The sequence below is a fragment of the Streptomyces sp. NPDC000404 genome (genome assembly GCF_040300365.1).
GTDB classification, from domain to species: Bacteria; Actinomycetota; Actinomycetes; order Streptomycetales; family Streptomycetaceae; genus Streptomyces; species Streptomyces ramulosus.
Genome location: NZ_JBEPDN010000012.1, coordinates 1 through 21612, shown reverse-complemented (window position 1 = coordinate 21612; position 21612 = coordinate 1). Strand labels below are relative to the sequence as shown.

Genomic DNA, 21612 nt, shown 5'->3' with positions numbered 1-21612 from the left:
GGCCGTTCCCCGGCGCGCCCGGTTCCGTACGACAGAGCCGCCCGGCCCCGTACGGACCCGGGCCGTCCCTCACAGCACCACGACCGACCGCAGCACCTCGCCGCGCCGCATCTTCGCGAAGGCGGGCTCGATGTCGCCCAGCCCGATGGTCTCGGTGACGAAGCGTTCCAGGTCGAGCTTGCCGCTGAGGTGGAGGTCGATCAGGACCGGGAAGTCACGGCTGGGCAGGCAGTCGCCGTACCACGACGCCTTGAGGGCGCCGCCGCGTCCGAAGAGGTCGGCCAGCGGCAGTTCGACGCACACCCCCGGCTCCGGCACGCCGACCTGTACGAGCGTCCCGGCCAGATCGCGCATGGCGAACGCCTGCCGGTAGGTCTCCGGGCGGCCGACCGCGTCGATGACGACATCGGCGCCGAACCCGGTGGTGAGCGCGCGCACCGCCGCGACGGGGTCCGTACCGCGGGAGTTGACGGTGTCGGTGGCGCCGAAGCGTTCGGCGGCGTCCAGCTTCCGGTCGTCGATGTCGACCGCGATGATCCGGCGCGCGCCGGCCCGGGAGGCTCCCGCGACGGCCGCGATCCCGACGCCGCCGCAGCCGATGACCGCGACGGTGTCGCCGCTGCCGACGCCCCCCGTGTGCACGGCGGCGCCGTACCCGGCCATCACCCCGCAGCCGATCAGCCCCGCCGCCTCCGGCCGGGCCGCCGGATCGACCTTCACCGCCTGCCCGGCGGCGACCAGCGTCTTCTCGGCGAACGCCCCGATGCCGAGCGCCGGGGCGAGCGGGGTGCCGTCGCGCAGCGTCATGGACTGCGCGGCGTTGCGGGAGTCGAAGCAGTACCAGGGACGGCCGCGGCGGCAGGAGCGGCAGCGGCCGCAGGGCGCGCGCCAGGCGAGGACGACGAAGTCGCCGGGGACGAGGTCGGTGACGTCCGGCCCGGCCGCCTCCACGACCCCGGCCGCCTCGTGGCCGAGCAGATAGGGGAAGGCGTCGCCGACCGCGCCCTCGCGGTGGTGCAGATCGGTGTGGCAGACCCCGCACGCCTGAACGGAGACCAGGACCTCGCCGGGACCGGGATCGGGCACGAGGATCGGCAGCACCTCGACGGGCGCGCCCTTGGCGACGGCGACGGCGGCGCGGACTTCGTGCGGCATGGCTCACTCCTCTACAGCGCCTGCCGTGCGGGCAGGGGCGGGTGCACGCGAGAGTCGGCACGGGTGCCTGTGGGGGGAGGTGGTGCGCTGCGCAGGGGTGGGGGAGAGCGGTGGACGGCGGACCGGCCACGCCCCGACGTTGCCCATCGCGCGTCGAGTTGCGCGATAGGAGACATGCTGAAAGTCCGCCCCCGATCCGTCAAGGGCCGTCTTGCGCCACCCGGAACGGGGCCGCGACGCCAGGCCGACGCGGTCCCGCGGGGCCTGTCCCGGAGGCCCTGCGGCCCTGTTCCGGGCCTGCTCCGGGGCGGCGTTCGGCCGGGGACCGGACGGCATGTGCCCGGATCGGACAGCAGGAGCCCGGTTCGGGCCGCACGCGCCCGGACCGGACCGCACGATGCGCCCGGAGCGCCCCGCCCGCCGACGCGCCGCCGCCCGTTCGCCCGCCGACGCCGCGTCAGCCCGCGTGCCCCATCCGCCGGGAGAGGTCCGCCGCCGCCTCGACCGCGCGCTCGGCCAGCTCCGGCAGGAGGGCGCGGCGCATCCGGTACGCCGGTCCGGAGACGCCGATCGCGCCGATCACCGCGCCGTCGTGCGCCCGCACCGGCGCCGCCACCGCGTTCAGCCCGATCTCCAACTCCTCGGTGGAGCAGGCGAATCCGTCCTCGAACGCGCCGGTCAGCTGGGCGCGCAGATCGCCGGCGGAGGTCAGCGTGTGCTCCGTGAACCGCGCCAGCTTCCGGCTCGCCAGCCGCTCCCGGCGCTCGCGCGGCAGATGCGCCAGCAGCACCTTGCCGCTCGCGGTGGCGTGCAGCGGGGTGCGGCGGCCCAGCCAGTTGTACGCGGTGACGGCGGCGGCGCCCCGCGCCTGCATGATGTTGACGGCCGCATCGCCGTCCAGCACCGCGATGTTGGCGGTCTCCCCGGTGCCGTTCGCCAGCGCCCGGCACACCGGCTGACCCTCCTGCGAGATGTCCAGCCGGATGGCGGCGGCGCCCGCCAGCCGCAGCACCCCGGCGCCCAGGAAGTACTTGCCGCGCTCCTTCTCCTGCTCGACCAGCCCGCGGTTCTCCAGCACGCCCAGGATCCGGAACGCGGTGGACTTGTGGACGCCCAACTCCTCGGACAGCTCGGTCACCCCTGCCTCGCCGAGGCGGGCGAGCAGCTCCAGCACGCTCACTGCGCGGTCCACGGACTGGACGGAACCCGCCCCGCCGCGCCGCTCGTCGGGCCGCTCCGCTGCGGTATCGCTCGTGTTCGACATGGGACTTCGTGTCACCGCCCGTTGGCCCCTGAAGGGCGCGTCGGAGGGAGCCCGTGAGGCGCGTGGGGGCCCGGGGATCCCTGGCGAGCCGGGGCCGGGAGAAACGGCCCGAAGGCCCTTGACGGCCCGCCCCACGGCCTGGATTCTGTTGCGCATCGCGCTCTGCGATGCGTTATTCACAACGCCATGATACCGATCAGCGCGAGGGGGGCCAGATGATTCCCGTCTGCCGCATCGACGATCTTCCCGAGGGGGAAGCCGTCCGGATCACCGTCGACGACCACACACCCGCCATCGCCGTCTTCCACGCCGAGGACGGCGGCTTCTACGCCGTGGACGACCTCTGCAGCCACCAGGACGCCTCCCTCTCCGAGGGGTACGTCGAGGGCTGCTTCGTCGAATGCCCGCTGCACGCCGCCCTGTTCGACCTCCGCACCGGCGCCGCGACCTGCCTGCCGGCCCGCCGCCCGGTCCGCACCCACGAGGTCGCCGTCATCGACGGCGTGCTGCACGTACGGCCCGCGGTGCGCAAGGACGCCGTCGCCTGAACCGGCGGGCCGGCGGACCGGCGGCGCCCGTCACGCGGGGGCGCCCCCGGCCCGCCGCTCCTCCCGTAGCGCGCGCCGCTCCGCCCGCCGCGCCCGCCGCCGCTCGCGCCGCAACTGCCGCGCCGTACTGCTCGGCTGGGACTGCACGCCGTACCGCTGCACCCAGACCTGACGGGTCACCCAGACGTCGAGCACCGCCCAGGTCGCCACCACCGTGCTGGCGACCGTGCAGATCACCGCGGGGAACGCCAACCACGTTCCGGCCATCGTCCCCAAAAACGCGATCATGGCCTGGGTCAGGGTGAGCGCCACGATGATCACCGCCCGTACCGCCGCCGTCCGCACCGGATCGGCCATCCGCCGCCGGGCCGCGGGCTCTTCCTGCCACAACGGGCGCCTTCCGGTGTCCCTCAACGCCTCACCCTCCCCGTACGAACCGCCGCCCGGGACTCCGCCCGGCGTGCGCGGCGCCCGCCGGCGACGGCCGCATGCCGCCCGGACGCCCGGCGCCGCCGCCATCGTCACCCACGCCGCCACGTGGGAGTGACCCGGGGTGGGGCAATTCCGGCCACCCCATGGAGTGATGGCCGGAGGCGGCGGGCGAGGCCCCGCCGACCTGCGGGCACCTTGTCCGGGAATCGCCGGACAAGGCCGGGCGATCCCCACCGGGACTTTCCACAAGGTCCGGCCGGGTCTTCGGGTTGGCCGCCGGGCAGTAGTAGGCTCGCGCCGTTTGTTGACGGAACACCACCCCCGGCCACCGGGGCTGACTGGGGGAGGCCATGCGCTTTCGCGGGAAGTCGATCCGCCGGAAGATCGTGGCGTTGCTGCTCGTACCGCTGGTTTCCCTGACAGCCATGTGGGCGTTCGCGACGTACGTCACCGGGCGCGAGGCAGATCAACTGCTCACCGTCGGCCGGGTCATCCGGAATCTCGGCCACCCCTCCCGGAACCTCGTCGAGGATCTCCAGCGGGAGCGGCGGCAGAGCCTGATGTACCTCGCCGACCGGCGGGACGCCGATGCGCTGCCCCAATTCCAGCAGCAGTCACGGGCCACCGATGAATCCCTCGCCCGGCTCCGCGCCGAGGCCGAGACCCCCGCCGTCCACGACGACCTCGGCCGCGGCACCGCCACCGCCCTGGACGACGCGGTCAAGGCACTCGCCCCGCTCGCCTCGCTGCGCCGCCAGGTCCAGGACAACACCATCTCGCGCGACGAGGCGTTCGAGGCGTACGCCGGGATGATCGACGCGCAGTACGACCTGGTCGTCGCCCTGCACGTGCTGGACGACGTCGAACTGGAGAAGCAGGGCCGCGCGCTGGTCACCCTCGACCGCGCCCGCGAGGCGTTCGCCCGCGAGGACGCGCTGCTGTCCGCCGCGCTCGCCTCCGGCCGGATGACCAAGATCGACCTGCGGACCGTCTCCGACGAGATCGCCGAGCGCCGCGTCCTGATGCGCACCGGCCTGCCCCTCATGCCGGCCCGCGACCGCGCCGCCTACGAGGACTACTGGCACTCCGTCAAGACCCGTGAACTGGAAGCGGTGGAGGACGCCGTGGTGGCCGCCGGCGCCGACGCCGCGCCCGATGCGGTCAACGCCGAACGCTGGGACATCCTCGCCTCCACCGTCCTCGACGACCTCCAGCGCATGGGCCAGGAGTCCGGGGAGCACTACCGCGAGCGGGTACGCCCGGTCGCCCTGGCCGTCGTCGCGAAGGCGGCCGTCGCCGGCGTCCTCGGCTTCGTCGCCCTGCTCGTCTCCCTGATCGTCTCCGTCCGCATCGGCCGACGGCACGTCAAGGACCTCACCGCACTGCGCAAGAACGCCCACGAGGTCTCCGGCGTCCGGCTGCCCGCCGTGATGCGGCGGCTCGCCGCCGGCGAGCAGGTCGACATCGAGTCCGAGGTCCCGCGCCGGGAGTTCGGCCCGGACGAGACCGGCCAGGTCGGCCAGGCGCTCCACACCCTCCAGCGCGCCGCAGTCGAGGCCGCGGTGAAGCAGGCCGACATGCGCCGCGGCGTCTCCGAGGTCTTCGTCAACCTCGCCCGCCGCAGCCAGGTGCTGCTCCACCGTCAGCTCACCCTGCTGGACACCATGGAGCGCCGCACCGAGGACACCGACGAGCTGGCCGACCTCTTCCGCCTCGACCACCTCACCACCCGTATGCGCCGCCACGCCGAGGGCCTGGTGATCCTCTCCGGCGCGGCCCCCTCCCGGCAGTGGCGCAAGCCGATCCGGCTGATGGACGTGGTGCGCGCCGCCGTCGCCGAGGTCGAGGACTACGAACGCATCGAGGTGCGACGGCTGCCCCGGCTCGCCGTCGAGGGCCCCGCCGTCTCCGACCTCACCCACCTCATCGCCGAACTCCTGGAGAACGCCACGGTGTTCTCCCCGCCGCACACCGCGGTCCAGGTCGTCGGCGAACGGGTCGCCAACGGCTTCACCCTGGAGATCCACGACCGCGGCCTGGGCATGCCCCCCGACCAGCTCCTCGAAGCCAACCTCCGGCTCGCCGAGACCGCCGAGTTCGAGCTGTCCGACACCGACCGGCTGGGCCTCTTCGTCGTCAGCCGCCTCGCCCAGCGCCAGGGCGTCCGCGTCTCCCTCCAGCCCTCGCCGTACGGCGGCACCACCGCGGTGGTCCTCCTCCCCGGCGCGCTGCTGACCGAGACCGAGGAGGGCGAGGACACCGGCGGCGTCTCCCTGGACGGCCCGGACCTGCCCCGGCTGGAGCCGGTCACCGGCGAGCCGGCCGCCCTGGCCGAGGCCCGCGCCCAGGGCCCGCGCGCCGTGGGACCGGGAGCGCCGGCACGGCAGGAGACCGCCGACGCCCCGCACCCGCTCGACGACGAGGACGGCGTCTTCCGGGGCCGCGCCCGCGGCCGCCGCGCCGCCGCGCCCACCGGCCCCTCCCCGTCGCCCGCCCTCGTCCCGCGGCCCCGGCTGGCCCCCGCCGCACACCGCACGCCCGACGACGGCCCGGCCCCGCTGCCGCGCCGCCGCCCGCGGCCGCCGGTGCTCGTCTCCGACCACGGCCGCACCGTCGACGACGGTGAGCCGCGCGCCCATGCGGGCGGGCCCGGCGACGACGGCCAGGAGCCGTCCGGCCACCCCCGCCCGGCCGACGGGAACCCCCCGGCGGCCTCCGGGGGCGACGGCCCGGCCGACCGCCCCGCAGCCACCGGGAACACCCCCGGCGGGCTGCCCCGCCGGGTACGGCAGGCCAGCCTCGCCCCGCAGCTCAGGAACGACCCGGACCGCCGGGCCGGCGACGAGCGGCCCGGCGCGGCCGACGACGACCGGGACGCGGAGGAGGTCCGCAGCCGGATGGCCGCACTCCAGAGCGGCTGGCGGCGCGGCCGCCGTGACACGGGCGAGGACCCCACGCCCGACGACCCCGCGCCCCGGGACGACTCCGGTCGCGACGGGGACGACGGGGGCACGACAGCAACCAGAACCACACCGGGAGGGGACGGTCCATGACCGCACCGCAGGCAGCAGCCACCACCGCATCGGCCTTCGCGCAGGGCTCCGGCGAGCTGAACTGGCTCCTCGACGAACTCGTCGAACGGGTCGGCAGCATCCGCAAGGCCCTCATCCTCTCCAGCGACGGCCTCGCCACCGGCGCCTCCAAGGACCTCACCCGCGAGGACGGCGAACACCTCGCCGCCGTCGCCTCCGGCTTCCACAGCCTGGCCAAGGGCGTCGGCCGCCACTTCGACGCGGGCCGGGTCCGCCAGACCCTGGTCGAGCTGGACGACGCGTTCCTCTTCGTCAGCGCGGCGGGCGACGGCAGCTGCCTCGCCGTCCTCGCCGACGCCGAGTCCGACGTCGGCCTGATCGCCTACGAGATGACGCTCCTCGTCAAGCGTGTGGGGACGCACCTGGGTACCGCGGCGCGCGGTGGTGCGCCCGCGGGCAGGTGACCAGCGGTGAGGGCATGACCCAACAGTCCGATCCGGCCGCCCGCCACGGCGGAGCGGCGCGCTGGTACGACGACGAGGCGGGCCCCGTCGTCCGCCCGTACGCCATGACGCGCGGACGCACCCGCACGGGAGCCGAGGACCGGCTCGACCTGATCGCCCTGGTGATCACGGAGAGCCGGTACGACGACGAGCCGGACGGCGACCACACCCTTACGCCCGAGCAGCTCGACATCGTCGAGTGGTGCCGCGCGGCGCCGCAGTCGGTCGCCGAACTCGCCGCCGACCTCGACCTGCCGGTCGGCGTGGTGCGGGTGCTCATCGGCGATCTGCTGGACGCCGGGCTGGTCCACCTCACCCGCCCGGTGCCGCCCGCCGAACTCCCCGACGAGCAGGTGCTGCGCGAGGTGATCGACGGTCTGCGCGCCCTGTGAGCGGCCGCGGCACGGACACCCCGTGCCCGGCCGCGGCCCGGCGCCCGCCCGTCAAAAGGCCGTTGTTACGGTCTTGTTGAGGCACCAACACCCCGGTCGGGGTCCTACGAGAAGAGAGCCGACATGACCGCGGACACGTCGCCGTACCCCCTCGAACGCCTGGAGATCCAGGTCGGCCCGCACACCCACGGCGCCCTCGCCGCCGGCCCGGCCGACGGCGACCTCGTCCTGCTGCTGCACGGCTGGCCCGAGTTCGCCGACTCCTGGTCCGAGGTGCTCCCCGGCCTCGCCGCCGCCGGCTACCGCGCCCTCGCCGTCGACCAGCGCGGCTACGCCCCCGGCGCCCGCCCCGACGGCGTCGCCTCCTACGCGGTCACCGAACTCGTCGCCGACGCCCTGGCGTTCGCCGACTCCCAGGGCGCGGACCGCTTCCACCTCGTCGGCCACGACTGGGGCGGCCTGCTCGCCTGGGTGCTGGCCGGCGCCCACCCCGACCGGCTCCGCTCGGTCACCTCGCTGGCCACCCCGCACCCCGGTGCGCTGCGGCGCGCGGTGACCGAGGACGCCGACCAGCAGCGCCGCTCCGAGTACGTGGGCCTCTTCCGTACCCCCGGCACCGCAGAGGAGAGCCTGCTCGCCGACGGCGCCGCCCTGATGCGCCAGGCCTTCGGCGGCCATGTGCCGGACGCCCTCGTCGACGCCAACATCCGGCGGCTGTCCGAGCCGGGCGCGCTGACTGCCTCCCTCAACTGGTACCGGGCGCCCGCCGAGACGTTCGCGCTCCCCGCCGCGCGGATCACCGTCCCCACCCTGTACGTCTGGGGCACCGAGGACATCGCTCTCGGCCGCACCGCCACCGAGCTGACCGCCGAGTGGGTGGACGGGCCCTACCGCTTCGAGGCCCTGGGCGGCGTCAGCCACTGGCTGCCCGAGGAGGTGCCCGACCAGGTCACCGCGCTCCTCGTCGAGCACCTGGGCCGCCACTCCTGACCTTCTGGGGCGGCGGGCGCCGGATTCCGGCCGTCCACCGCCCGGCGCCATGCGCGCCTTTCGGGACACTTACGGACGTCCTGCCCGCGCGGGCGGGACGCTCCGGCCGCACAAGTGGGCGCGGCCGGGCGTACGTTGTACCGTTCCTCAGCATCCGCAGGCCGCTCGCCGGCCCCCACGGCGCCGCGCCGCGGGTATGGGCGGAATCATCGGCACATTCGGGAGAAGCAACCCATGGTCCTCGGGCGTTCTGAGCGTCGCCGACGGTCGTCAGCCGTCGATCCGACGACCCTGAAGATCCTCGTCGCGGGCGGATTCGGCGTCGGCAAGACGACGCTGGTCGGCGCGGTCAGTGAGATCAAACCGCTGCGCACCGAGGAACGGCTCACGGAGGCGGGCCGCCCGGTCGACGACCTCGACGGCGTGGAGTCCAAGACCACCACCACCGTCGCGATGGACTTCGGCCGGATCACCGTCAACGACGCCCTGGTCCTCTACCTCTTCGGCACGCCCGGGCAGGACCGTTTCTGGTTCCTCTGGGACGAGCTGGCGCTCGGCGCGCTCGGCGCGGTGGTGCTCGCCGACACCCGGCGGCTCGCCGACTCCTTCGCCGCCGTCGACTACTTCGAACGCCGCGGACTGCCGTTCACCGTCGCCGTCAACTGCTTCGACGACGCCGAGCAGTACCCGCCGGAGACGGTCCGCGAGGCGCTGGACCTCGACGACGAGGTGCCGGTGCTGCTCTGCGACGCGCGGAGCAAGGAGTCCGTCCGCGACGTGCTGATCACCGTCGTCCGGCACGCCATGCGGATCAGCGCCGAGCAGCGCGAACCGGCCCTGTCCTGACGGCCGCGGGCGGGCGCACCGGCCGGCCCGCGTCGCCCGCCGTCCGGCGCCGGTCCCGGCCGGGCCTCAGCCGCCCGGGACCGGCGCCGGGCGGCCCCGCCGCGTCTCGGTGGCGTCGGTGTCCGGGCGGCCCACCACCCAGCTCGCTCCGGTCAGCGCCTTCGCCGCCTTCTTCAGCGGGGCCAGCGCCGCCGCGGCCTGTCCGTGCCCGGTCACACTGCCCGGCGGGCACACCACCGTCGCCAGCGACAGCGTCACCGGCGCACCGCCCGCCTCCCAGCCGACGTCGAGCAGCGCGGCGGCGAACGGTTCGAGCCCGCCCGGCTCGGCCAGCACGAGGAAGTCGTCGCCGCCGATGTGACCCACCCGCGCGTCCGGCTCCCGCCCGGCGACCTCCGCCAGCGCCCGCCCCACCGACCGGATCAGCTCATCGCCCGCGGCGAACCCGGCACCGTCGTTGACCTGCTTGAAGCTGTCCACGTCCAGCCAGCTCAGCGCGAACGGCCGTCCTTCGGCGATCCGCCGGTCCACCTCGCAGTTGACGGCGTCGGAGCCCGGCAGCCGGGTCAGCGGGTTGAGCCGCGCGGCCTCCTCCACCCGGCTCTCGGCCAACGCCCGCAGGATGTCGGCCAGATGCACCACCCCGATGCACCGGCCGCGCGCGTCCACCACCGCCACGTCGTCCCCGGTCCGCGACCGGTCGCCGTCCGCGATCAGGTCCAGCACCTCCCAGGCGGTCGCGTCCGCCCGGACCGTACGGGGCCGGTCGGCCAGCCGCAGCGCCGGGCGGTCCGCGTAGAGGGCATGGCCGTACCGTCCCGACAGCGACAGCAGGAACCGGTCCCGGTCGACGGCCCGCACCGGCACCCCGTCGGCGTCCACCAGGAGGATGCCGGAGACGTCGGGGAAGGCGGTGAGGTGGCCGTGGACGGTGCCCGCCGACGCGGTCACCGGCAGCAGCGCCGCCGGTTGCAGGAACTGCGCGATCGGCGGGCCCGGCCGTGCGCCGTGGTGCGGTACCGGGGCGGGCGCGGACGGCGGCAGATACACCTCGGTGGCCGGGCGGCGGGCGGCCGGGGCGAAGAGATGGCCCTGCGCGAGCTGCACCCCGGCGTCGCGCACCGCCGCGTACTGCCGCTCCGTCTCCACCCCCTCGATCGCCAGCAACCCGCCGAGCTGCGTGCACAGCTGCCGCATCGCCGCCACCGCGGCCCGCGCACCCGGCGCCGACACCAGCTCCGCGCAGAGCGGCACATCGAGCTTGACCAGATCGGGGGCGAGGGAGCCGAGCAGCCGCAGCGGCGGATCGCCGTCCCCGACGCCGTCGACACAGACGCGGTAGCCCTCCTCGCGCAGCCGCGCCACGCCCGCGCCGAGCGCCGGCAGCGGCAGCCCGGCGAACGGCCCGCCGATGTCGAGGGTGACCTCCCACGGCCGCCGGCCCGCGTCGTGCACGGCCTTGCTCACCGCGGTCAGCCCCGGCCCCGCGGCGACCGTCGTGGCGTACACGTTGAGGTGCAGCGGCAGCAGCACCTCCTGCCGGGCCGCGGCGCGCACGGCGAGGGCGGCGAGCTCGGCGTCCAGGGCGGGAGAGCGGCGGGCCGCGGACAGCACGTCGCCGGATTCGGGGCGGGCGAGCATCTCCAGCGCGACGACCGTGCCGGTCGCCAGGTTCACGACGGGTTGGTACGCGAATCGGAGCTGGTCCGTCCAGGCAGGCACGGCAGCAGCATGCCGCGCCCAGGGAGCGGACCGGGCCCGGTTCACACGCTGTTCATGCAGCATTCCGGAGGGTGGGGAAGCCGTGACCGCGCGGCCGCACGGCGCCGCGCAGGCGCCGACCGGGCGTCAGCGGCCGTGCGCGGCGTGCCAGTCGGCGGCGATGCGCGCCAGCTCCGCGTCCCGCCCGGCGAGCATCATCCGGATCATCTGCGCATCGCCCCGCAGCGACCACGCCGGATGCCCGAACGTCGCCGGGTTGTTCCGCTCGATGAGGAAGTGCGCGGGCCAGGCCGTGCCGTAGCCGATGACCGGCAGCCCGAGCAGCAGCCGGGGCCGCCGCCGCAGCGCCCCGTAGGCGGTGACCGCGAGCCCGGTGAGCGTCCCCGCGAGGTGCACCCACCGGGTCGCCGCCTTCGCGTGCATCGCGACGTAGTACGGCCAGAACTCCTCGTACGACGCGAACGACCGCGCCGGAGCGGAGAGCCCGTCCCGCTCCGGGGCCGCCGTGCGTTCCGTGGTGTCCGTCATGCCCGCAACCTAGCCGCGCGCCCGGACGCTGTCAGTACCGGCGCCGCCGGCTCACCGCCGCCCGGTGAGCGAACGCGACGACACCGGGAAGTCGAAATAGGTGTCGGGGAACGTCTCCGGGGTGAGCGTGTAGTGCCACCACTCGGCGGCGTAGTTGGTGAATCCGGCCTGCTCCATGCCGTGCTTGAGCAGCAGCCGGTTCGCCCGCTGCTCGCCCTTGATCCGTGGGTCGAGGGTGTGCGCCAGCGTGTCGAAGCAGTCGAAGCCGGTGCCCATGTCGAGGGAGTTGTCGGGGAACCGCGCCTCCTTGGGGCCGTAGCAGGGCGACAGCGGCTCACCGGGTACGTACGGCCGGGTGGGGAGCGCGGGCAGCTTCACCAGCGTCAGATCGACGGTGCTGCCCCGGCTGTGCCCCGACTTCTCCGCGATATACCCGTCCCGGAAGAGCGTCGACTTGTCGATGCGGGGGTAGAACTCGCCCTTCATCCGCTGGTCGCCGAGGTCCTTCGCCCAGGCCATGAAGTGGTTCACGGCGCGCTGCGGCCGGTAGCAGTCGTACACCTTCAGCGAGTAGCCGCGCCGCAGGAACGCCCGCTGCGCCCGGCGCAGCCCGTCCGCGGTGTCCCGGGTGACCAGGCAGGTCGGCTCGCGGTACCCGGTGACCCGGACGCCCATGAAGTCGTGCGGCGTGAAGTACCGCATCTCCTGAAGAATCGTCGGGTCCACCGACCGCAGCGCGACGAACTCCTCGGGGGCGTGCGGCTCCCCGCCACGCGCCCCGCCCGCCACCGGGGAGGCCACCGCGCCCGCCGGGACCGCCGTCACCGTCAGCGCGGCGGCCAGCCCCACGGTGAGCCCCCGGACCAGCCGCCGCAGCCGCCGCCCCGCCCCGGCCACCCGCTCGACGGCCCCTGCCGTCCCCGGCACGTGTGCATCACGCGCATCTCGCACATCTCGCATTCTTGGCATGAGCACCGTCTACCAGGACCGGGGCGGCTGGGGGAACCCTCGGGGCGCCTCGGCCCGGCGGAACGGGAACGCCGGGGCCGGAGGACGAGTGCCGTTCGGGGCGGCGTCCCGCCGGGGGAGCGGGGGACGCCGTGCCTGGGAACCGAAGAGGCCGCCCCGGAGGAACGCCCCGGGCGCTGAGCCTCCAAGGGGCCGAAGCCAGAGCCGGGAACGCCCCGGACGCCACGCCTCCAGCCGGCCGGAGCCTGAGCCGCGGGACGAGCCGGGCGCCGCGCCCCAGGGGCCCGAAGCCCGGGACTTCCCCGGGGAGCGAGACGGGCGCCGCACCTGCCGGACCCAACGCCTCCGCGGGAGCCGGCGTCTCCCCACGAGCCCCGGGACGGCTCTCCCGGAACACCGGCCATGACCACCCTGTGACGGACCCGCCCTCACCCCTCCGCGGCCCCCACCCCCCGCACCCGTACGCGATACCCCACCGCGCCGCCGCCCTGACGCTCCACCACGACCCGGCCCCGCTCCAGCCAGGACACGAACCGGATCGCCTCCGGGGACTCGCCCTCGGCTTCCGGTACGACCAGCCCACCGCCGTTGCGCCCGGTGACCGGCGCCCAGGCCTCCAGCTCCGTGGCGCCGTCCGCGCCCGTCACCGGGAGCACCGCCCCGGCCCTGGCCAGCACCGGTATCCGGGACAGCGGCGCCGCCAGCCGCACCGGCCCGGGCCCGTCGTACGCCCGCCCCGTCGCCGTGTCGTACCAGCGCCCGCGCGGCAGCCGCACCATCCGCGCCCGCGCCCCCGGCTCCAGCACCGGCGCCACCAACAACGCGTCGCCCAGCAGGAACGCGTCCTCGCAGTCCCGCAGCGCCCGGTCGTGCGGCGTCCGCCACCACACCGGCCGCACATACGGCGCGCCGCTCAGCCGCGCCAACTGCCCCAGGGTCGCGAAGTACGGCACCAGCCGCTCCCGCTCCGCCAGCGCCGCCCGCACATGCGCCAGCACCTCCGCCCCGTGCCTCCACGGCCCCGCCTCGCCCCCGGTGCGGAACAGCGGCAGATACGCCGCCAGCTGACACCACCGCAGATACAGCTCCGCCCCCGCCGCGCCCCGGCCGCCCACCTCCGGCCCGCTGTACGGCACCCCACACAGCCCCAGGCCCAGCACCAGCGCCAACGACGCCCGCAGCCCCGGCCAGTCGGCCCCCGCGTCCGCCGACCACACCCCGCCGTACCGCTGGAGCCCCGCCCACCCCGAACGGGAGAAGGCGAACTGCCGCTCCCCGGGCACCGCCCCCGCGCCCTCGTGCGCGGCGCGCGCCATCTGGAGCGCGTACACGTTGTGCGCCTCCCGGTGGTCACCCCCGCGCCCCTCCAGCGCATGGCGTGCCGACCGTTCCAGTGCCACCTCCCCGCACGCCGCGAACGGCACCGGCGCCGCCAGATCGTGCCCCGCCCCGGCGAACCCCTGCGCCCACCGCTGCGCGTACCGCCCGCCCCACCAGGCGCGCGCCGCCGGATCCGTGAAGTCCGGGAACACCGACTCGCCCGGCCCCGCCACCCCGCGCACCTCCCGGCCCCGCGCATCGCGCACGAACGCCCCGGCCGCCACCCCGCCGTCGTACTCCCGCGCGCCCGCCCGCACCGGGACCGCCGGCCCCTCGACCGCCACGGCCCGCACCCCCTCCGCCAGCAACTCCCGCGTCAGACCGGGCAGCTCGGCGTCCGCCGGCAGCTCACCGGCGCGCTCTCGGCGCGCCCCGGGCCCCAGCTCCAGATGGACGGCGGCCAGCGGCAGCCCGTGCTCCCGGTGGGCGGCCACCGCCCGCCGCACCCGGGGAGCGCCGGCCCGCAGCGCGTGCTGCGGGCCGAACGCCCAGCGCGGCGGCGCCGGCGGCGCGCCGGTCAGCGCCGTCCACCCCATGAGCACCCGGGCCGGCGTGCCCACCAGCACCCAGTACCGCAGCGGCCCGCCGTCCAGCCGCAGCGCGCACGCCCCCCGGCGGTCGTGCCCCGACCCCGCGCCCTCCCGGCCCTCCCGCAACGTCACCCAGCCGTCCCAGGAGTTGTCGTGGAACACCAGATGCGTCCCGGCGTCCGCGACCACCAGCTGCACCGGCATCGTCAGCCGGTCCTCCCCGGCGCCCCCCGGCCCACCGGGCGCGGTGTTCCACAGCCGGTACGACCCGTCCCGCAGCCGCGGCCCCGCCGCCCGGCCCCCCAGCCCGAAGAACCGCGCGTCCGCCGCCACCTCCGACCGCTGCACCCACCGCGAACGGCCCGCCGCACCGGACACGGCACGGACCGCCCCGCCCGGGGAGCCGTCTTCCGGACCGGCCGCATCCGCATCCCCGCCGGCGCCCACGTCCGTACGGTCCCACCACCGCGGCGGCAACTCCCGCCGCAGCAGCACCCCGCCCGGCGTCCGCACCTCCACCGCACCGTGGCGCGACACCACCACCGTCACCCGCTCCGACACCACCCGCCAGCCACCCTCGGTGTCCGGCTCCAGCACCGCGCGCGCATCCGCCTGCGGACAGCCGGCCAGCGCGTACGACGGCTCCGGCGCCGCCCCGTCCCAGCCGCAGAACACCGCACCGCCCGCCGCCACCCGCACCCGCAGCGACGACCGCGCGAACCGGATCACCCCACCGCCCGGCTGCGGCTCCGCCCCCTCGGCCTCCCCGGGGACCCGCGCCCGCTCCCGCCCGCCCCGGGGCAGCGCCACCGCGTCCGCCCTCCGCCGCCGCCACGCGGCCCGCACCGACCGCAGCCCCTGCGCCGCACCGACGGCCCGCACCGACCGCACCAGATCACGCCCGTTCATGCTGCTCAGACTGTCATTTCCGACGATCACCCCGAGGGGCGTTCAACTTCCGTTCACCTGAGCGTCCACCGGGCGCCGCCCGACGGCCGAACCCCCCACACCCCGCGCCGCGCGACCGGACCGCACCCCAGGTCACGGCCGCCCCACCGGACCGACCGGCACCCCCGGGTGACCGTCGCCCCACCGGGCAACCCTGGTGCACAGGACGATCACGTGGCATCGTCCAGGAAGGCCGCGCCACCCCCGCACCCGCGCCGGGCGCGGCCGACGCCCACCACGCGTACCGTCCGGGAGCCTCGACATGACCACCGCACCGCCCCCCGCCCAGCAGCCGACCCCCCTCTGGCAGCCCGGTCCGGACCGCATCGAGGGCGCACAGGTCACCCGCTTCCAGACCTGGGCCGCCACCCACCACGGCGCACCCCCCGTCACCCCCGGCGACCCGCAGCGCAGCTACGCCGACCTGCACCGCTGGTCCACCGACGACCTCCCCGCCTTCTGGCAGGCGGTCGCGGAATGGTTCGACGTCCGCTTCGCCACCCCGTACGACACCGTGCTCGCCGACCGGTCCATGCCCGGCGCCCAGTGGTTCCCCGGCGCCACCCTCAACTACGCCGAGCACGCCCTGCGCACCGCCGACGACCCGGACCGCGCCGCCACCCCCGCCCTGCTGTACACCGACGAGCGCCAGGAGGTCGCCCCCGTCAGCTGGGCCGACCTCCGCGACCAGGTCGCCTCGCTCGCCGCCGCCCTGCGCGACCTCGGCGTCCGCCCCGGCGACCGGATCAGCGGCTACCTCCCCAACATCCCGCAGGCCGTCGTCGCCCTCCTCGCCACCGCCGCGGTCGGCGCCGTCTGGACCTCCTGCGCCCCCGACTTCGGCGCCCGCAGCGTCCTCGACCGCTTCCAGCAGGTCGAACCCGTCGTCCTGTTCACCGTCGACGGCTACCGCTACGGCGGCAAGGAACACGACCGCCGCGACACCGTCGCCGAACTCCGCGCCGAACTCCCCACCCTCCGCGCCGTCGTCCACATCCCGCTGCTCGGCACCGACGCCCCCGAAGGCGCGCTCACCTGGTCCGACCTGACCACCAACGAGGCCGAACCGGCTTACGAACAGGTCCCCTTCGACCATCCGCTCTGGGTCCTGTACTCCTCCGGCACCACCGGCCTGCCCAAGGCGATCGTCCAGTCCCAGGGCGGCATCCTCCTCGAACACCTCAAGCAGCTCGGCCTCCACTGCGACCTCGGCCCCGGTGACCGCTTCTTCTGGTACACCTCCACCGGCTGGATGATGTGGAACTTCCTCGTCGGCGGCCTCCTGGCCGGCACCACGATCGTGCTCTACGACGGCAGCCCCGGCCACCCCGACGTCGCCGCCCAGTGGCGCATCGCCGAAGCCACCCGCGCCACCCTCTTCGGCACCTCCGCCGCCTACGTCATGGCCTGCCGCAAGGCCGGCCTCCACCCCGCCCGCGACCTCGACCTCTCCACCGTCGGCTGCGTCGCCACCACCGGCTCCCCACTGCCCCCCGACGGCTTCCGCTGGCTCCACGACACCTTCAAGGAGGCCGGCGGCGACCTCTGGATCGCCTCCGTCAGCGGCGGCACCGACGTCTGCAGCTGCTTCGCCGGCGCCGTCCCCACCCTCCCCGTCCACATCGGCGAACTCCAGGCACCAGCCCTCGGCACCGACCTCCAGGCATGGGACCCGCAGGGCCACCCGGTCACCGACGAGGTCGGCGAACTCGTCGTCACCAACCCGATGCCCTCCATGCCGGTCCGCTTCTGGAACGACCCCGACGGCAGCCGCTACCACGACAGCTACTTCGACACCTACCCCGGCGTCTGGCGCCACGGCGACTGGATCACCCGCACCTCCCACGGCGGCGTCGTCATCCACGGCCGCTCCGACTCCACCCTCAACCGCCAGGGCGTCCGCATGGGCTCCGCCGACATCTACGAGGCCGTCGAACGCCTCCCCGAGATCCGCGAATCCCTCGTCATCGGCCTCGAACTGCCCGACGGCGGCTACTGGATGCCCCTCTTCGTCCACCTCGCCCCGGGCGCCGTCCTCGACGACGCCCTCCGCGACCGCATCAAGCGGACCCTGCGCACCGAACTCTCCCCGCGCCACGTCCCCGACGACATCATCGAGGCCCCCGGCATCCCCCACACCCTCACCGGCAAGCGCATCGAGGTCCCCGTCAAACGCCTCCTGCAGGGCACCCCCCTCGACAAGGCCGTCAACCCCGGCTCCGTCGACGACCTCGCCCTCCTCGGCTTCTACGAACGCATCGCCGCCGACCGCCGCGCCCGGAACGACGACCGCGCACAGTAACGGCCGGACCCGCGCCACCCGCCGTTGTCAGACCCCCCGATTACTCTCAGTGACAAGTGAAGTCCGCGGCGGCACCCCGCCGCCGCGGACGACCAACGCACCGAGGGGGCCTCATGACATCCGCGTTCCGCGCCAGCCGCCGCACCAAGGAACTGCTGCGCCGCGAAATCCCCGGCACCGCCGCCGTGCTCGCCGACCCGCACGACTTCGCGGCCATGCGTCGCTACCGCACCTTCCCCTTCCACGACCACACCCACTACCTCCGCCACCTGGAGGAGCACCTCCGCATCCGCACCGCCCAGGGCATGCGGACCAGCCTCGCCCTCTTCGACCCGACCGCCTACGCCGCGTACTGCGAAGAGCTGGGCATCGCCCCGGACAGCGTCGACAGCCGCGCCCGCTACACCGCCGACCTCGCCCGCAACGGCGCCACACTGCCGTACGCCGGTGAACCCCTCGCCCAACTCCTGCCCCTGCTCGTCGAGGAGACCGGACGGCAGGCCGTCTGGGACTCCGCGGCCACCCGCCTCGCCGAGGCCGGCACCTGCCGGAAGTGCGGAGAAGACCTCTCCCAATCCGCCTTCGCCCTCGCCACCCAGGCACTCAAGGAGTTGCTCGACGGCCTCGGCGACGGCACCCACCACCTCGTCTGCAGCATCCCCGCCGGCGCCCCGCCCCTTCTGGCGGCGCTCCGCGTCACCTCCGAGGAGGGCCGCCACACCCTCTCCGAATCCCAGTCCCTGATCTTCTGCACGGTCCTGGCCGCCGGCATCGCCCACCGCACCCCGGGCGGCATCGTCTCCCGCAGCACCCGCCCCGAGCCGTCCTCCGAGGAGGCCACCACCACCGCACACGACACCGCCCGAGGCTGGGCACTGCGCGACGGCTGGCCCGAACCCCTCACCGCAGCCCAGGTCTTCACCGCCTACTGCACCGACATCACCACCGGCGACCCCATCCCACCGGAGCACCGCGTCGACCACACCGCGGGCTTCCCGCTCACCCGCCCACCGCAGAGCCACGACTGCTGAGCCCCACAGCACCCCGATACGCCGGACGACCGCCCCGCCACAGGGGCGGGACGGCCGTCCGGTCCGGTACGAGCGCGGCGGGGCGCCGCCGGGATCACTCCCCGGAGAGCACCGCCTGCGCGGCGATCCGCGCCTCCTCGGCGGTGTCCGCCGCACGCGCCGCCGCAGCGGCACGCTCGCACTGCGCCAGCGTGTGCTTGGCCAACGTCGCCCGCACATAGGGAAGGGAGGCCGCACCCATCGACAGCGACGTCACCCCGAGCCCGGTCAGCACACAGGCCAGCAGCGGATCCGACGCCGCCTCACCGCACACGCCACAGCTCTTGCCCTCGGCCTTCGCGGACTCCGCCGAGAGCGCCACCAGATCCAGCAGCGCCGGCTGCCACGGATCCTGCAGCCGCGACACCGCGCCCACCTGACGGTCCGCCGCGAAGGTGTACTGCGCGAGGTCGTTGGTCCCCAGCGAAAGGAACTCCACCTCCTGCAGAATCGACCGCGCCCGCAGCGCCGCCGACGGAATCTCCACCATCGCCCCGAACTTCGCCTGCAGCCCGGCGTCCCGGCACGCGTCCGCGAACGCCTTCGCGTCCGTACGGTCCGCCACCATCGGCGCCATGACCTCCAGGTAGACGGGCAGCCCCTCGGCCGCCTTCGCCAGCGCCGTCAACTGCGTCCGCAGCACCTCCGGGTGGTCGAGCAGGGTACGCAGCCCCCGCACGCCCAGCGCCGGGTTCGGCTCGTCGGCAGGCGTCAGGAAGTCCAGCGGCTTGTCGGCGCCGGCGTCCAGCACCCGCACCACGACCCGGCCCTCCGGAAACGCCTCCAGCACCGTCCGGTACGCCTCGACCTGCTTCTCCTCGGACGGGGCCTGCTTGCTGTCGTCCAGGAAGAGGAACTCCGTACGGAACAGCCCGACACCCTCCGCACCGGCCTCCACCGCCGCCGGCACGTCCGCGGGCCCGCCGATGTTCGCCAGCAGCGGGACCTTGTGCCCGTCGGAGGTCGCACCGGGCCCGGTCGACGCGGCCAGCGCCGCCTTCCGCGCCGCGGCGTCCGACTCCAACTCCTCCCGCTTCGCCTCGCTCGGCTCGACGAAGATCTCGCCGGTGCTCCCGTCGACCGCGATGACGGTCCCCTCGGCCAGCTCACCCGCGCCCGGCAGCGCGACCACCGCGGGCACCCCCAGCGCCCGCGCCAGAATCGCGCTGTGACTGGTGGGACCGCCCTCCTCGGTCACGAACCCGAGCACCAGCGTCGGATCGAGCAGCGCCGTGTCGGCCGGCGCCAGGTCCCGCGCGATGAGCACATACGGCTCGTCGCTGTCCGGCACCCCCGGCATCGGCACACCCAGCAGCCGCGCCACGATCCGGTTCCGCACATCGTCCAGGTCGGCGACCCGGCCCGCCAGATACTCACCCGCGCCCGCGAGCAGCGCCCGGTACGCCGCGAACGCGTCGTACACCCCGCGCTCGGCGGTGCTGCCGACGGCGATCCGCCGCTCGACGTCCGCGATCAGCTCCGGGTCCTGGGCCATCATGGCCTGGGCCTCCAGCACGGCCTGCGCCTCACCGCCGGCCAAGTTGCCCCGCGCGATCAGATCGGCCGCCACCGCCTCCACGGCCTGGCGGGCACGCCCCTGCTCGCGCTCCGCCTCGTCGGCCGGAATCTGCTTGGCCGGCGGCTCCAGCACCGCCGTCCCCATGTGCCGCACCTCGCCGATCGCCACACCGTGACTCACGCCGACGCCTCGCAGCGTTGTCTCCATTGCACCCGTCTCCGGTTGATGCGGCGACGCGAGCCGCCGCGGTGGATGTCGAACCTGCCGTCGCGGGACGGCTCCCGGCTACTGCCAGGAGAAGAGCGCCGCGCCCGCGGCGAGCTCGCCGGCCTCCCGCACGTCACCGAGCGAGTCGGCCGCGGCCTCCAGGGCGACGACGGGGCAGATCGGCGACTTGCCGGCCTCCTCGACCTGAGCGGGGTTCCAGCGCACGACCGCCTGGCCGCGGCGCACGGTGTCGCCCTTGTTGACGAGCAGTTCGAAACCCTCGCCGTTGAGCTGCACGGTGTCGATCCCGAGGTGCGTCAGCACCCCGTGACCTTCGGCGTCCACCACGACAAAGGCGTGCGGGTGGAGCGAGACGACGACGCCGTCCACGGGCGCGACGGCCTCCGCGGGCTCGCGCACGGGGTCAATGGCGGTACCGGGTCCCACCATCGCGCCGGCGAACACCGGGTCGGGCACAGCCGCGAGTCCGATGGCACGTCCGGCGAGCGGTGACGTCACGGTGGTCATGGGAAGCCTCCCAGGGGTGGAGATTCATCAGGCCGCCGTCACTACCTGTCCCGGACGGCGCACCGTTCAGAGCGTAAGTCATAAGAATCAGCCCCTCCGCATGAACGACACCCGCCGAGCGGCGCCGATCAGCGCTGCGCGATTTGCCTCGCCCTTGGGGGGCCTGTACTGTCTGAGATCTGCCCGAGAGCGCCACCATCGCGGAAAACCGCGATCAAGCGCCATGGGCAGCACTCCTGGAATCGCGATTCGAAATATCGAATCCAATTCTGCATGCCTGCGGAAAGTCAGCGATTCGAGAGGCCGAAAAAGCCTGCTAGAGTGAAGCTGCGGAAAAGCCGAAAGGCCGGACCGCACCGGCGAAAATCAGAACCGAAAGGATCTGATAGAGTCGGAAACGCAAGACCGAAGGGAAGCGCCCGGAGAGCCTGGTGAAACAGGCGCAAAGGAAGCGTCCGTTCCTTGAGAACTCAACAGCGTGCCAAAAGTCAACGCCAGATATGTTGATACCCCGTCTCCAGCACCTGCTGGGACGAGGTTCCTTTGAAAGCCCACCGCACTCACGGGTGACGGTGGCACACACAGCGAGGACGCTGTGAACCGAGGGACTATTCCTCTCTCGGTTCCGCTCCCGTGTGTGTTGACCCGGATGACCGGGAAACATTCACGGAGAGTTTGATCCTGGCTCAGGACGAACGCTGGCGGCGTGCTTAACACATGCAAGTCGAACGATGAAGCCGCTTCGGT

General features: G+C 74.6%; 17 protein-coding genes and 1 rRNA gene. 9 read left to right on the top strand and 9 right to left on the bottom strand.

The genetic code is table 11. The features are described 5' to 3' along the window. Window positions 1–69: 69 nt before the first annotated feature. Together ABT345_RS22980 and ABT345_RS22975 are read right to left on the bottom strand one after the other, a co-directional pair. Window positions 70–1155, bottom strand: coding sequence for an S-(hydroxymethyl)mycothiol dehydrogenase (locus ABT345_RS22980; protein WP_345090861.1), 1086 nt, complete (start codon window positions 1153–1155; stop codon window positions 70–72). Window positions 1156–1612: 457 nt separating this feature from the next. Next, window positions 1613–2419: an IclR family transcriptional regulator gene (locus tag ABT345_RS22975; RefSeq protein WP_345090858.1), complete on the bottom strand. Its 807-nt coding sequence runs from the start codon at window positions 2417–2419 to the stop codon at window positions 1613–1615. A gap of 215 nt (window positions 2420–2634) precedes the next feature. Between ABT345_RS22975 and ABT345_RS22970 the strand changes: the two genes are divergently transcribed. Continuing rightward, window positions 2635–2967 (top strand): bifunctional 3-phenylpropionate/cinnamic acid dioxygenase ferredoxin subunit, encoded by a 333-nt coding sequence (locus ABT345_RS22970; RefSeq protein WP_345090855.1) that lies wholly within the window; start codon window positions 2635–2637, stop codon window positions 2965–2967. A 30-nt stretch (window positions 2968–2997) separates the two neighbouring features. On the opposite strand, the gene ABT345_RS22965 is transcribed toward ABT345_RS22970, so the two are convergent. Then, window positions 2998–3357 carry a hypothetical protein gene (locus tag ABT345_RS22965; RefSeq protein ID WP_386461524.1) on the bottom strand — a complete coding sequence of 120 codons (360 nt, stop codon included), beginning with the start codon at window positions 3355–3357 and terminating at the stop codon, window positions 2998–3000. A gap of 392 nt (window positions 3358–3749) precedes the next feature. Here ABT345_RS22965 and ABT345_RS22960 point away from each other — a divergent pair, with 392 nt between their 5' ends. The 5 genes from ABT345_RS22960 to ABT345_RS22940 all read left to right on the top strand — a co-directional run bounded on the left by ABT345_RS22960 (window position 3750) and on the right by ABT345_RS22940 (window position 9162). Next, the gene (locus tag ABT345_RS22960) at window positions 3750–6452 is read left to right on the top strand and encodes a sensor histidine kinase (RefSeq protein ID WP_345090852.1); all 2703 of its coding nucleotides are present in this window, start codon (window positions 3750–3752) and stop codon (window positions 6450–6452) included. Continuing rightward, window positions 6449–6895, top strand: coding sequence for a roadblock/LC7 domain-containing protein (locus tag ABT345_RS22955; protein ID WP_030279183.1), 447 nt, complete (start codon window positions 6449–6451; stop codon window positions 6893–6895). Before ABT345_RS22960 ends, ABT345_RS22955 begins: the two co-directional genes overlap by 4 nt. A gap of 14 nt (window positions 6896–6909) precedes the next feature. Further along, entirely contained in the window at window positions 6910–7326 is a 417-nt protein-coding gene (locus tag ABT345_RS22950) for a DUF742 domain-containing protein (protein ID WP_345090844.1), read from the top strand. 123 nt (window positions 7327–7449) lie between these two features. After that, window positions 7450–8316: an alpha/beta fold hydrolase gene (locus ABT345_RS22945; RefSeq protein WP_345090841.1), complete on the top strand. Its 867-nt coding sequence runs from the start codon at window positions 7450–7452 to the stop codon at window positions 8314–8316. 234 nt (window positions 8317–8550) lie between these two features. Further along, on the top strand, window positions 8551–9162 hold the full coding sequence (locus tag ABT345_RS22940) for a GTP-binding protein (protein ID WP_345090839.1): 612 nt from the start codon (window positions 8551–8553) through the stop codon (window positions 9160–9162). Between the two features lie 66 nt (window positions 9163–9228). On the opposite strand, the gene ABT345_RS22935 is transcribed toward ABT345_RS22940, so the two are convergent. The 4 genes from ABT345_RS22935 to ABT345_RS22920 all read right to left on the bottom strand — a co-directional run bounded on the left by ABT345_RS22935 (window position 9229) and on the right by ABT345_RS22920 (window position 15200). Next, entirely contained in the window at window positions 9229–10884 is a 1656-nt protein-coding gene (locus ABT345_RS22935) for a bifunctional diguanylate cyclase/phosphodiesterase (RefSeq protein WP_345090836.1), read from the bottom strand. Window positions 10885–11010: 126 nt separating this feature from the next. Beyond that, a complete protein-coding gene (locus ABT345_RS22930) occupies window positions 11011–11412 on the bottom strand; it encodes an Mpo1-like protein (protein ID WP_345090832.1) in 402 nt (133 codons plus the stop codon). A 51-nt stretch (window positions 11413–11463) separates the two neighbouring features. Continuing rightward, window positions 11464–12339: a M15 family metallopeptidase gene (locus ABT345_RS22925; protein ID WP_386461528.1), complete on the bottom strand. Its 876-nt coding sequence runs from the start codon at window positions 12337–12339 to the stop codon at window positions 11464–11466. A gap of 470 nt (window positions 12340–12809) precedes the next feature. Continuing rightward, complete coding sequence (locus ABT345_RS22920) at window positions 12810–15200, bottom strand: glycoside hydrolase family 31 protein (protein ID WP_345090830.1); 2391 nt, start codon at window positions 15198–15200, stop codon at window positions 12810–12812. A 301-nt stretch (window positions 15201–15501) separates the two neighbouring features. Here ABT345_RS22920 and ABT345_RS22915 point away from each other — a divergent pair, with 301 nt between their 5' ends. Both ABT345_RS22915 and ABT345_RS22910 read left to right on the top strand, forming a co-directional pair. Next, window positions 15502–17541: an acetoacetate--CoA ligase gene (locus ABT345_RS22915; protein WP_345090827.1), complete on the top strand. Its 2040-nt coding sequence runs from the start codon at window positions 15502–15504 to the stop codon at window positions 17539–17541. A 113-nt stretch (window positions 17542–17654) separates the two neighbouring features. Continuing rightward, the gene (locus tag ABT345_RS22910) at window positions 17655–18572 is read left to right on the top strand and encodes a DUF8829 domain-containing protein (RefSeq protein ID WP_345090824.1); all 918 of its coding nucleotides are present in this window, start codon (window positions 17655–17657) and stop codon (window positions 18570–18572) included. Between the two features lie 94 nt (window positions 18573–18666). Here the strand turns inward: ABT345_RS22910 and ptsP are convergent, their stop codons facing one another. Further along, entirely contained in the window at window positions 18667–20337 is a 1671-nt protein-coding gene (gene ptsP, locus ABT345_RS22905) for a phosphoenolpyruvate--protein phosphotransferase (protein WP_345090821.1), read from the bottom strand. Between the two features lie 78 nt (window positions 20338–20415). After that, complete coding sequence (locus ABT345_RS22900; RefSeq protein WP_345090818.1) at window positions 20416–20865, bottom strand: PTS sugar transporter subunit IIA; 450 nt, start codon at window positions 20863–20865, stop codon at window positions 20416–20418. 663 nt (window positions 20866–21528) lie between these two features. Here ABT345_RS22900 and ABT345_RS22895 point away from each other — a divergent pair. Beyond that, window positions 21529–21612, top strand: a 16S ribosomal RNA gene (locus ABT345_RS22895); the annotation flags it as partial.